This is a genomic window from Mucilaginibacter sp., assembly GCF_035492695.1.
Classification (GTDB): domain Bacteria; phylum Bacteroidota; class Bacteroidia; order Sphingobacteriales; family Sphingobacteriaceae; genus Mucilaginibacter.
Window position 1 is genome coordinate 158,600 of the sequence record NZ_DATJJC010000027.1, and the last position, 12,642, is coordinate 171,241.

Below are 12,642 nucleotides of genomic sequence, written 5' to 3' on the forward strand. Positions count from 1 at the left end.
TGACCGAAATTAATTAATTTATATTAAGGCTTGTTTAAATTTTAAACCTTATTTAAGCCCCCTCCTTACCCGAGAGGGGTTTATGGTGATGCCTACCATTTGGCCCGTTCGTATTGCACCGGCCATTTTATTTCACGGCCAAGTTCATGCGCCGCCCGTAAGGCAAAATGCGGATCGCGGAGCATTTCCCTCGCTAATAACACCATATCTGCCTGCCCTGTTTGGATGATCGCATCGGCTTGCGGCGCAGTGGTTACCAGGCCCACCGCACCTGTTAGGATATCCGTTTCCTTCTTCACTTTTTCGGCAAACTCAACCTGGTAGCCGGGTTTCAGCGGTATTTTAGCTGCAGCCATGTTTCCTCCTGACGAACAGTCCACCAGGTCGACGCCCTTTTCTTTTAATATTTTAGCCAGCGCAACGGAGTCATCCGCAGTCCATCCGCCTTCAGTCCAGTCGGTAGAAGATATGCGTACAAACAGCGGCAAATCGGCCGGCCATACTTCCTGTACTGAACCGATCACTTCGATCAATAATCTTATGCGGTTTTCGAATGATCCGCCATATTCATCGGTTCGGTTATTACTTATTGGCGAATAAAACTCGTGGATCAAATAGCCATGCGCGCCATGTATCTCTATCACTTTAAAGCCTGCTTTTAATGCACGACCTGCAGCAGCCTTAAAATCTGCTTTTACCCGTTCAATACCGGCTTTGTCTAATTCCAGCGGCGCTTCTTCATTTTCTGTAAATGGAATGGCGCTCGGACCTACTGATTTCCAGCCATTGGGCTTACCGGATGGTATTTGCTTGCCGCCCTGCCATGGAATATCATGACTTGCCTTGCGACCGGCGTGTGCCAATTGTACACCGGCCACGCTGCCATGTTCATGAATAAAGGACGTTATCTGCCGTAGCTTTTCAATATGTTCATCTTTCCAGATGCCCAGGTCGCCGGGACTGATTCGCCCTTCGGGCGATACCGCCGTTGCTTCGGTGATCACTAAAGATGCTCCGCCTACAGCAAATGCGCCTAAATGTACCAGGTGCCAGTCGTTTGCGAAACCATCGGTACTGGAGTATTCGCACATAGGCGAAACAACAACACGGTTCTTAAATTCGATACTTTTTATAGTGAGTGGTGAAAATAGATGAGCCATTACAATTTATTTTCGGCAAATATGGGAGTTAGCAGGGAAGCGGTCTTCATAATTTTGTCAAATACTGTATGCGTTGCTAAATTGTAAGCTGGTTAAACATTAATAGGGTCCGGGTGTTAGTTCGGGAGGCGCGGACTTAAGCAGGTATGCGGCGTTCTTTATATAGGGTTAACATAAAAAGCTTAATTTAGACATTGGGCTATGGTCCTTAAATTACCGATTCGATTTGACCACGTACACCACATTGATCATTTTAAGCGGACTGGTAATTTTTTCGTACCTGTTCGATCTAATTGCGGGTAAAATTAAGTTACCCTCGGTATTGCTGCTGCTGTTTTTGGGTATAACCATCAGGCAGGCAGTTAACTATTTTGGTTTCAGGACCTATGATTTTACGCCGATATTACCCGCGCTTGGTACCCTCGGGTTGATCCTCATCGTCTTTGAAGGTTCACTCGAACTAAAGTACACGCCGGAAAAGAACCGTATCATCAAAAAGACTTTTCTTTCTGCGCTGATTATTTTACTGGTCACCTGCGCATCTGTTACCAGCATCATCTATTACCTTAGCGGGCGCGATATCTACCTTTGTTTTCTTAACGCTATACCGTTTTGCGTGGTTAGTTCAGCCATAGCCATACCTTCCTCTTCGGGTATCAGCAAGCAAAAGCGGGAGTTTATTATTTACGAATCGTCTTTTTCCGATATCCTGGCTATCGTGCTGTTCAACTTCGCCGTCAGTAATACGAGTTTCGATATTAAGGCTTTCAGCGGGTTAGGCATCGAACTTATTATCATTATTTTGTTTGCTGCTTCGTCGTGTGTCTTGCTTTTATACCTCATAGGCCGTATTACGCACCATATTAAATTCTTCCTCATCATTTCCCTCATTATACTGGTTTATTCAATAGGTCAAACCTATCATCTTTCGGCGCTTATCATCGTATTATCGTTCGGACTTTTCCTCAATAATGCCGGCCAAATAAGATTCCCCTGGTTCCGAAAGAATTTTCTGTATCCGGGTTATGCTTTTGATCTTAAACAATTATTACAGCTTTCTGCCGAAAGCGCTTTCCTGATGCGGACCTTCTTTTTTGTGATGTTTGGTTTTTCGATGGACATTTACCAGTTGGAAAACTGGACCATACTGGCAACCGGTGGCGCCATTTTGCTGGCTATCTATATCATCAGGTTCTTCTACATCAAATTTGTTTCCCGGATCGACCTGATGCCCGAATTGGTATTGATACCGCGTGGCCTTATCAGCGTACTTTTGTACTATAATCTACCAAAAACGCTCCGGATAAAAGGTATTGAAACAGGGTTGCTTTTTGTGGTGATACTGGGTACAAGCATCATCATGAGCCTCGGGTTGCTATTATCCGGCAAAAAGGCCCGGGAAGCCGAAAATGAGGGGGTATAACTTCATCTAATCCATCTTCTCTTCGCGTTTCACCAACAAAACCTCATCACCATCTAAAGGCAGGTAACCATATTCATAACAAAAATGATAGGTTTTGCCATTATGCGTATGATAGGTACGGGTATGATATTCAAAATCGAACCCTTTTGCGGCCATCTTTTGGCGGGTTGTTTTTGTCTTGCCGCCCGGGTTCAGCTCCTCCATAACCCGGCGGTTACGTTTCAGGATATTATTGATATTCCGTACCAGGTTGTAACTGCTGCTGTTCAGCTGGTTGTTATAATTATTCCGGCATTGGTCATTGCAGAATTTCTTATCGGCGCGGCCATGTAAAACTTCGCCGCAATCGAGGCAATATCTTTCTTCGCTCATATTTTGTAAAGTTAATTGATATCTTATCCATTTGCAAACGGTTGCAAACGGAAATTGTCGACTATAAGCGGTTAATAACCGGGTAATTTTTTCGGGACGATGCACCTTTGTTCAACCAAACGGAAAGAAAAAATAAAGTTTAAAAGATCATGAACTCATTAAGAAACAGCGTACGCCTGGTAGGTAACCTGGGCATGGACCCCGAAGTAAAAAGCTTTGACAACAACCGCAAACTGGCGAAAATATCCATCGCTACAACCGAGACTTACAAGAACGACAAAGGCGAAAAAATAACCGACACGCAATGGCACAACCTGGTAATGTGGAACGGGCAGGCAAACCTGGCCGAGCAATACCTTAAAAAAGGTGACATGATATCCATTGAAGGCAAGCTTTCCAGCAGGAGTTACGTGGACAAGGACGGCAATAAAAAGTATATGACCGAAGTGGTTGTAAACGATTTTCTGAAAATGAATAACAAGAACTAAAAAAATTCCAAACCTAAACCATCATCAAAAAGAAGCGGTTCCCGGCATTGGCCGGGGCCACTTTGATCAATTGAAAACATAAACCTTATTCACTATATTTGTTATGCACTTAGAAGCACGGGAAACCGCCAGGCTGTATAAACTGCTGACCGATAAATTAGGCAGCGATACTACCGAGGCGATGTTTAAATACATCGATAGTAAAACAGAACGATCTGTGGAAGCAACCATCAAAGCATTAGCTACAAAAGATGATCTTTATCTTGTAAAGGATGACCTTCAACGAGAGATGGGGATTGTCCGTAAAGAGATCAGTGAGTCAAAAGCAGATACGATCAAATGGATGTTTATTTTCTGGATCGGGCAAGTAGGTGCTACGCTGGCTATTGTACTCCTTTTCCTTAAAAAATAATTGGGGGTTCCTCTAAACATTTATCGTCTTTTCGACAATAATATGGATCACATCGTCCAGCTCAACCGCAGTGGTTTCTAAATGATTGATGATATCCCTGTTTAGCGGGTTATCCAGTTTCTTCCGGTCAAACAGGTTAACCAGGCCCATAATGGTTGCTACGGGCCGGCGTATATTATGCGAACTAATGGCGGCTATATCCTGCAAGCGCCTTGTCTGTTCGGCGGTATGTTCCTCGTTCCTCTTACTTTCGATAAGTGCGCGCAAGATATTGATGGTCCGGTCTATCATGCGCAACTCATCCTTACCAGGCTCACGCTCTGTATCGTAATAAATGGCGAACGTAGCCAGCACCTGCGTCCCCTTTGGGCTGATAACGGGTGTCGACCAGCATGCCTTAAGTCCGTGGGGCAAAATGTATTGTTTATAATCTTCCCACAAGGGGCTATTGGCAATGTCGCTAACCACAACCTGTTCCCGGTGGTAGGCAGCGGTTCCGCACGAGCCCGCCTTAGGGCCAATCCGCGTACCATTAACAGCGTTACAATATTCCAGCGGTAGGCGCGGCGCGGCAAGGTGATAAACTTTCTCCTGTTCACGGTCCACTTCCAATATTGAACAATACATTTCAGGAAAGATGCTTTCGATACCCACCAGCAGCTTCTCAGCTATTTTCGAAAGCGGATATTCAGCCATAAAATTAAGCTGGAGTACCTTTTTCTCCAGTTCGAGGATAAGTTGTTCTATTTTAATGTGGCTAATGTCCCTTATAAAAACTATCAGTTCGCCTTTATAGGGGTAAATGTTTAGCCGCAGCCAGCCCTTGCAATGCTTATCGTAATATTGAAGCTGTTGGGGCGTATTAGTTTGAAAGGCGATTTCAAACTGCGGAATTACCTCCTCTGTCGTAGTCAGCTGATCTATCATACGGAAATCGGCTCCGTAAAGCTCATTACCGGACAGCTTCACCAGTTTTTGGAACGCAGGATTAAAAGCGTTGATACGCCAATGCTTATCAAGCATAAAAAATCCTTCGGTAAGGTTTGCAAGCACATGCTGCATTTTATCCGAAATATTGTAGGGGTTGCGGATATTCAGGTCTTCGTCGCGGTAAATACCCGATGCATAAATAAGCTGCTCTGTTTTATCGTAGCAGGCAGACCAGTTGACCGTTAAAAAATTTCCATTTTTCGTTTCAAGCCGGGAAATAAATCCTTCAATATTTTGAAGGGTGATAATACTTTGAAACAGCTCGGCAAGTTTGATCCTGTCCTCGGGGTGAGAGAGATCAGAAAGATTCTTCCCAACACACTCCTCCCCGCTATATTCCGTAAAGTGCGACCAGGAAGCATTAGTATAAATAATATTCCCCTTGGTATCAGCTACGAAAAATATATCATCTGAATGGTTTAATAAGAAAGCAAGGCGGTTGTCCATCGCAAGCTATTTATTATTAGTAAATGTACAATAATAAATTACCTATTATGCAATGAAAATAATATATAAATTCAGGGTGTGGCGGAGGCTACGGGTAAAATTTTACCGTTGTAAAACTTATGGCCCGTCAACGCAAAATCAGCTATATATTTACCCATTTCGAAAGCCAAAACAGGTGATTGGTAGCCCGGAAATGCTTTTTCGAGCATCTCAGTTTGCGCCGAGCCAAGCGCAAGGCAATTCACTTTTATTTGCCTGTCGGTTAACTCCTGCGCAAGGCATTCGGTTAACGTATGCAATGCGGCTTTACTTGCCGAATAAGCGGCCAAGCCGGGGAATTTTGAGCTACCCTGGTAACCACCCATGCTGCCTATGTTCACAATGTGCGAATTGGCCTGCATCAGGGGTAGCAAACTCTGGATGATGCGCACATGGCCGATATAATTGCTTTGCAGCATTTCTACAAAGTCGCTTTCTTCCAGGTCGGTAAATGGCTTATTGATCAGCTGCCCTGCATTGTTGATCAGGACATCCACCCTATTGTCAAAACGGCTCGCAATAAACTGCAAAAGCCCGGCATAATCGTCATGTACAATATCAAATGCTATCGGGAAAAGGGCGCAGTCCGGGTTTAAACCTTGCGCTATCTCAGCCAGCCTTCCCAGTTTGTCCTCTGACCGGGCAAGCGCTATTACTTTATGCCGATTGGATAATATCAACTCCAAAACTGCCTCGAAACCCACTCCACTGCTCGCACCTGTTATAATGATGTTCATAGTACGCTAAGATATTAAATTTCTCAGACCACCAGTTTCTGTTCAACCGGGTGCTTTATCAGGTAAAGCCCATCGTTTATCAGTTTGGTCAGCTCGGGTTGTTTGACAATTTTTTCTTTCAGAAAGGCCTTAATTTCTACAGCCACTAACGGTTCTGTATTCTCATGATCCAGTATTTCCAGTATTTCGAGTGCACAAAGCCAGTCATCATGATGATTTTTTTGCAGCATCATCCACACGTTCCCTAAAAAACCGTAATCGCCGCCACTATGCCGGCGGTTGCGTACCTGTTGGTATAGCTTGTGTAGTTCTATCGTGCGTGGGTCGTACTGCACATGATGCGTGGCGGTATTCGATTTGGGTGCGATCTCCTCGAACGCCTCTTTATCTGCCGCGCCACAAAAAACCGAAGTTATTTTTTCGCCGACGGCCATATCATAAACTCCCCATGAAGGCTCGAATAACACTTTTCCTTCCTTGTTAGTTACCGTGCAATCGGCAAAAGTGATCACCAATATTTTACCGTCTCTTTCCAATATATTTTTCACTACGCCGTTAACGCTGATACCATTTTCAAACTCAAGCTCAGCGTTTTTTCCGGTTTCAACACCGGTTGCGGCCAGATCCACCGGCTTCATATCTTCCAGCGGCATCAACTGCCCTTTCAATTTCCCGACAGGTGAACTAAAGCCATCCCGATGATGATCTTTTCCGTGCCCTTTCAGTTGTTTATTCTGATAACACAATATGGTTGGCCCTGCGGTTCTGATAAAAGAAGGTTCACCATTGTGTTTATTAAATTCTGAAAACACACCCGAAATCTGCAAACCTGAACTATAAACCGCCGTGCAGGTGTTTTTACTCTCGACAGCTTTTTGTAAACCATAAGATCCACCCACCCTAAAGGCCATTGTATTGGCAAATTCCTCCAAAACATCAATGAGATTTTGAAAGGTATCGGTAACAAATAGCTGCGGTTGCGGCTTGGTGATATCATAAGGATAGTTAACCGCATATTTGTTATACCACAATTTTTTAACATCACTTTTCATGCAGGTCGAGCTCTCGCCTATCGACGAAAGCAGCCCGGCACCATATATTTTCGGGTTTTCCAGGTTTCCGATCAGTCCGTATTCAACCGTCCACCAATGCAAGCGGCTTAACAGGGCCATTTCGGATGGCTCGCCCATATTTTCCTGGCGGTAAGCCAATAGTTCCTCAGCTTTTTTTATTTCTTCCGGGTCGGCATCCGGCATTTCTTTCAAAATAGATAACGACCTGATAGCCTCGTACAGGTCAAAATCCTGCGCCGAAAACATGGCCTTCGCCCCTATCGATCCAAAATAGCTCAGGTATTCGTGGTAATCTTTATCGGCAATGATAGGTGCATGCCCGGCAGATTCGTGGATGATGTCGGGCGCCGGGGTATATTCAATATGTTTTAACTGGCGTATGTCGGCCGCAATCACCAAAACCCGGTAAGCCTGGTATTCCATAAACGCAGCCGGAGGGATAAAGCCATCCACCGTAACAGCACCCCAGCCTATTTTGCCAAGAGCGTCATTCATCTCCTGTAAACTTGGTATCTTTTCGATGGTCAGTCCGGCCTTTAGCAAACCCGGTATATAAGGGTAATAGGCGACGTCTTTAAGATAACTGTAGTTCTGCCGCATCACGTAGCGCCACACGGCATGATCGATAGGCGTATAGTGTTCGTAGTGCTGGTCGACTATAAATTGTTTTAAATGAGAGGGCAGCGCCGCCACCTGCGGGTTATTAAAATCATTAAAACGGCTCATTACGTTCAGTTGGTTTATTGAGAGAACGTAAAGGTAGGGATTTGGTTGTAAAGGTATGTGATTATGCCGCTAGCTGTTTTCAACATTGCCGCCTTCATTAACACCGATGGAAGGCAGGCCTTCTTCCAATCGTTTCGGTCGTAATACATAATAAAGACCAAGCATGGCTACGATAAGCGAGGTAAGGTAAAAGGACACGCTCAGGAAAACAGCCAGGCCTACATTCATGTGGAATATAGGCGAAAGACGTGCAAAAATAGCTTCGCGTGCGCCCGCACCTCCAAAGGTAATGGGTACCACCGCTGCCAATGCCGAGATCAAAAAGGATAACAGGTAAGGCGCGAATTTTCCGTGAAAATCCTGCCCCATAAGCACACAAAGGATGGTAAGTACCTGTAACGACTGAACAATTACAGCTTTGGCGTGTCCTTTAAAAAAATGCCTGGTAAAATCTTTGAAAAATATTTTTACAACAACATAATAAATAACCGACCCAAGCAGAAAAGCTGCCATTGGGATAGCCAGGTGTATCTGTTCCTGTATCTGTGGGATGAATATGGTAAGCGTAACAACGATCAAACCAATGGCCCACAAACCACTTAACCGGTCGAATGCTATGGCCCAAAACACACGTTTTGCAGGCAATTTATAGGTTTTATGCAAAAGATATATTTTGTAACCATCTCCTCCTATACCACCAGGCAGTAACAAGTTGTAAAAAATACCGAGTAAGTACAAGCGAAAATTGAAACGTGTATCCAGCCTGAGGTTAATGGATTTAAAAAAGCTCATTAATCGCCATGCAGAGGCTACCATCGAGAAAAAGTACATAACCAACGCAGCAAGCATCCACCAGTAGTTGGCATGAAACAACCTGTCTTTTATTTCACTGATTGGCTGCTTACTGAATACATAGTATAGCAAGGCTGAAGTGACTGCGAGTTTTAAAATCAACTTGGTAACGTTCCAAACCTTGTGCTTCCACGTGCGCGGATTCGGATTATCTTCGACTATCTCTTCTATTTCAGTCATTTCGGCTGCAAAAGTAAGATTTTGATTTCACACATCATTATATAATGATTACACCGATTATTTTACCTCCGATCTGAACTTGTCTGCTGTATGTTAAATTTTGATGAACATTATAAATCAATGTGATCGGGCTTAATCGGTGTAATCAAAATAACTAACTTTGCGCAAATTTTAAGGGTATGGCAAAAGTTAAGGTTGGTTTGGTGCAGATGTCGTGCACGGCGGACAAGCAGCAAAACCTGGATAAGGCAATTGTTAAGGTTCGCGAAGCGGCGGAAAAAGGCGCTCAGATAGTTTGTTTGCAGGAGCTTTTTACCTCGCTGTATTTCTGCGATGTGGAGAATTACGACAACTTTAAGCTTGCCGAAGCCATTCCCGGCCCGTCAACCGGCGAGCTATCCAAAGTAGCTAAAGAATTAAATGTCGTTATCATAGCATCCCTATTTGAAAAGCGCGCACAGGGCCTTTATCACAATACTACCGCGGTGATAGATGCCGATGGCGCATACCTTGGCAAATACCGCAAAATGCACATACCAGATGACCCTGGTTTTTACGAGAAGTTCTACTTTACTCCCGGTGACCTGGGTTATAAGATTTTCAAAACCAAATTCGCCACCATTGGTGTGCTCATTTGCTGGGACCAGTGGTACCCCGAAGCTGCCAGGATAACCGCGCTGATGGGTGCCGAAATACTGTTTTACCCAACCGCTATCGGTTGGGCCACCAGCCAGGATGACGCTACCAATATGGAACAATACAACGCCTGGCAAACCATACAGCGTTCGCACGCGGTAGCCAACGGCGTACACGTGGTAAGCGTGAACCGTGTTGGGCAGGAAGAAGAGCTAAAATTTTGGGGTGGATCATTTATATCAAATCCATTCGGCAGTGTGCTTTACCAGGCTTCGCATACAGATGAAGAAGTTATTGTGCAGGAGATCGACCTGGGCAAAACCGACCATTACCGCACACACTGGCCGTTCTTGAGAGATAGGAGGATAGATTCATATCAGCCCATTACAAAACGTTTGATAGATGAAGAATAATCTTTCGGACTTGCCGACTTCCGGACTTTCGGACTTGCCGAAGGCAAAAGGCTTCTTTTTCCCCGCCGAATGGGCGCCGCATACCGCCACCTGGCTTAGCTGGCCGCACAAGGAGGAGTCGTGGCCGGGAAAGATCGGCATGATCTATAGTCGCTATGCTGAATTTGTAAAAGAGGTTGCCAAAGGCGAATTGGTACGCATAAACGTTGCCGGTGACACGATGATGGCCTTTGCAAAAGAGCAATTATCTGCCGCAGGCGCCGATCTCACTAAAATCGAATTTTTCAACTTTCCCACCAACGACGCCTGGTGCCGCGACCATGGGCCTGCGTTTTTGATCAATCCGGAAACAAAACAAAAGGCCATTATCGACTGGGGTTATAACGCCTGGGGCGACAAATACCCCCCATACGATCTGGATGACGTTATACCGACAAGGATTGCACAACATTTCGGTCTGCCTGTTTACCACCCTGGTATCGTAATGGAAGGTGGATCGGTTGATTTTAACGGAAAAGGCACCGTTTTAACCACTACGGCCTGCCTGCTCAACAAAAACCGCAACCCGCATTTAAATCAGCAACAAATCGAGGCTTACCTGCAAAACTACTATGGCGTTGAACAAGTGCTGTGGCTTGGCGATGGCATCATAGGCGACGATACTGACGGCCATATTGATGATATCACCCGCTTTGTGAATGAGGATACCGTCGTTACCGTTATTGAGGAAAACAAGGCTGACGAAAATTATCAAATCCTTCAGGAAAACCTGGAAACGCTGAAAACCATGCGCCTGCTTAATGGCAAACAGCTCAATATCGTCGAACTGCCGATGCCTGATCCTGTTTTTTACGACGGTCAGCGCCTGCCGGCTTCGTATGCTAACTTCTACATCGCCAATGCGGCGGTTATTGTGCCTACCTATCGCTCTAAAAACGACGACCGGGCATTAGATATACTGTCCAAATGCTTTTCCGATAGAAAGGTTATCGGCATCGACTCGACGGATATTATCTGGGGCTTGGGTAGTTTCCATTGTTTAAGTCAACAGGAACCGGAAGTGTAAGCTAAAAGTTGAAAGTCTAAAGCTATCTGTACTAAAGCTTTCAGCTTTGGTCTTTTTGCTTTCAGTTTTTTCACCGACTGTTTACTATTTCTTACCGATTTCTTAACACACATCGCCTACATATCATTGCCGCTGCTTTAATAGTGCCGTAGTTTTGAGTAAGATTTAAAACTTAAAACGATGAACACTATTATAGATAACACCAACAGGCGCAATGGCAGAATGGTTGCAGGAGCAATTATAGTTCTGGTTGGATGCGCATTACTTGCCGACCAATTCGATATGTTCTATATCCCCGACTGGCTGTTAAGCTGGCCTATGTTATTGATAGCTATAGGGCTGTATAGCGGTGCTAAACACAACTTTCAGAACATGACCTGGGCAATCCTGATCTTTATAGGCGGCGCCTTTTTACTGGCCGATGCCCTGCCCGACTGGAACATCGAAGATTTTGTATGGCCCATCGGCATTATTGCTTTAGGCGTTTACCTTATCATGAGGCGCGGCCGCCATCATTTGAAATACTGACTATTGATATACTTTTTTAACAAAACGGAGAGGCATGTAACCCTCTCCTTTTTTGTTTTGGCGACCACCAAATACAAATGCCAAAGTTAAAACGAACAATACGAGAATTTTTTCACCGACAATTTTTCCGCCCTTACCGATTAGTTCAATAATATCGCCAATATTTGATAGGTTCGCCTTAAGTATTACCTTAGTTTTGAATAAGATTTAATTTTGACAGAATAGACAATGAGCGAGCATGTAAATGATATAGATTACCAGAATAAACCTAACAATAATGGAAAGGCGGTTATCGGCATGGTATTGCTGATTATAGGGGGTTTATTACTGCTTCGCCAGTTCAGCTTTTTTTTGATACCGGGCTGGATATGGGAATGGCCAACCTGGCTCATCGTAGCCGGGCTTTATATAGGCGCCAAACATAATTACCGCAGATCGATATGGTTCATATTAGTATTTATAGGCTTAGCCGGAACACTTAACAATGCCATTCCCGGCATGCACATCGGAAACCTGATATGGCCGGGAATGATCATTATGATCGGCTTATGGATAATACTAAGGCGCAATCATTCAGGCCCCAACCGCAACAAATGGGATAAACAGTGGGAGCAGAAATGGGAACAAAAATGGCAGCAAAAATGGGATAAACATTATCATACCCCCATCGATCCGCAATCCCAAACGCCCGCCGGCGACGAAACAGCAGGGACTGTTCCGCCTATTAATCCTAACCCTCGCCCTATAACAGGCGATGATTTTCTGGACGCTACATCCATATTCGGCGGCGTTAAAAAAACCATCCTTTCGAAAAACTTCAGGGGCGGCGATATCACTAACATCTTCGGGGGCGCTGAGATCGACCTGACACAGGCAGATATCGACGGCAAAGTGGTACTGGACATTACCCAGTTATTTGGCGGCACCAAAATCATCGTTCCGCCGCACTGGCAAGTAGTTTCCAACCTTTCGGCGGTATTTGCCGGGGTGGATGACAAGCGCCTGCGTAAAGTAGGTGCCGGCGACAATAACAAAATACTGATACTGGAAGGTATATCCATCTTCGCCGGGGTCGAGATAAGGACTTTCTAAGCAAGTAA

Annotated in this window: 13 protein-coding genes; 7 read left to right on the forward strand and 6 right to left on the reverse strand. The window is 44.8% G+C overall.

Annotation, left to right across the window (positions count from 1 at the left end):
• Positions 1-92 precede the first annotated feature (92 nt).
• Positions 93-1,160, reverse strand: coding sequence for an NADPH dehydrogenase NamA (namA, locus tag VL525_RS17005; protein ID WP_325388234.1), 1,068 nt, complete (start codon positions 1,158-1,160; stop codon positions 93-95).
• Between the two features lie 226 nt (positions 1,161-1,386).
• Here namA and VL525_RS17010 point away from each other — a divergent pair, with 226 nt between their 5' ends.
• Positions 1,387-2,583, forward strand: a complete 1,197-nt coding sequence (locus VL525_RS17010) for a cation:proton antiporter (RefSeq protein WP_325388235.1) — start codon at positions 1,387-1,389, stop codon at positions 2,581-2,583.
• A gap of 6 nt (positions 2,584-2,589) precedes the next feature.
• On the opposite strand, the gene VL525_RS17015 is transcribed toward VL525_RS17010, so the two are convergent.
• Positions 2,590-2,955 (reverse strand): hypothetical protein, encoded by a 366-nt coding sequence (locus tag VL525_RS17015; protein WP_325388236.1) that lies wholly within the window; start codon positions 2,953-2,955, stop codon positions 2,590-2,592.
• Positions 2,956-3,104: 149 nt separating this feature from the next.
• On the opposite strand from VL525_RS17015, the gene VL525_RS17020 reads away from it, so the two are divergent.
• Together VL525_RS17020 and VL525_RS17025 are read left to right on the forward strand one after the other, a co-directional pair.
• Positions 3,105-3,443, forward strand: coding sequence for a single-stranded DNA-binding protein (locus tag VL525_RS17020; RefSeq protein ID WP_325388237.1), 339 nt, complete (start codon positions 3,105-3,107; stop codon positions 3,441-3,443).
• A gap of 103 nt (positions 3,444-3,546) precedes the next feature.
• On the forward strand, positions 3,547-3,855 hold the full coding sequence (locus tag VL525_RS17025; protein ID WP_325388238.1) for a hypothetical protein: 309 nt from the start codon (positions 3,547-3,549) through the stop codon (positions 3,853-3,855).
• Positions 3,856-3,867: 12 nt separating this feature from the next.
• On the opposite strand, the gene VL525_RS17030 is transcribed toward VL525_RS17025, so the two are convergent.
• The 4 genes from VL525_RS17030 to VL525_RS17045 form a co-directional block, all read right to left on the reverse strand.
• Complete coding sequence (locus VL525_RS17030) at positions 3,868-5,292, reverse strand: PAS domain-containing protein (RefSeq protein ID WP_325388239.1); 1,425 nt, start codon at positions 5,290-5,292, stop codon at positions 3,868-3,870.
• Positions 5,293-5,363: 71 nt separating this feature from the next.
• Positions 5,364-6,068: an SDR family oxidoreductase gene (locus tag VL525_RS17035; RefSeq protein ID WP_325388240.1), complete on the reverse strand. Its 705-nt coding sequence runs from the start codon at positions 6,066-6,068 to the stop codon at positions 5,364-5,366.
• Between the two features lie 23 nt (positions 6,069-6,091).
• Positions 6,092-7,867: an aromatic amino acid hydroxylase gene (locus tag VL525_RS17040; RefSeq protein WP_325388241.1), complete on the reverse strand. Its 1,776-nt coding sequence runs from the start codon at positions 7,865-7,867 to the stop codon at positions 6,092-6,094.
• 69 nt (positions 7,868-7,936) lie between these two features.
• The gene (locus tag VL525_RS17045; protein WP_325388242.1) at positions 7,937-8,899 is read right to left on the reverse strand and encodes a lysylphosphatidylglycerol synthase transmembrane domain-containing protein; all 963 of its coding nucleotides are present in this window, start codon (positions 8,897-8,899) and stop codon (positions 7,937-7,939) included.
• Positions 8,900-9,078: 179 nt separating this feature from the next.
• On the opposite strand from VL525_RS17045, the gene VL525_RS17050 reads away from it, so the two are divergent.
• From VL525_RS17050 to VL525_RS17065, 4 genes are all read left to right on the forward strand, one after another.
• Complete coding sequence (locus VL525_RS17050) at positions 9,079-9,948, forward strand: carbon-nitrogen hydrolase (protein WP_325388243.1); 870 nt, start codon at positions 9,079-9,081, stop codon at positions 9,946-9,948.
• Positions 9,938-11,014: an agmatine deiminase family protein gene (locus VL525_RS17055; protein WP_325388244.1), complete on the forward strand. Its 1,077-nt coding sequence runs from the start codon at positions 9,938-9,940 to the stop codon at positions 11,012-11,014. The genes VL525_RS17050 and VL525_RS17055 overlap by 11 nt, the downstream gene beginning before the upstream one ends.
• Positions 11,015-11,194: 180 nt before the next feature.
• Positions 11,195-11,542 (forward strand): LiaF transmembrane domain-containing protein, encoded by a 348-nt coding sequence (locus VL525_RS17060; RefSeq protein WP_325388245.1) that lies wholly within the window; start codon positions 11,195-11,197, stop codon positions 11,540-11,542.
• Positions 11,543-11,770: 228 nt separating this feature from the next.
• Positions 11,771-12,634, forward strand: coding sequence for a LiaF transmembrane domain-containing protein (locus tag VL525_RS17065; protein WP_325388246.1), 864 nt, complete (start codon positions 11,771-11,773; stop codon positions 12,632-12,634).
• The last annotated feature ends 8 nt before the right edge of the window (positions 12,635-12,642 follow it).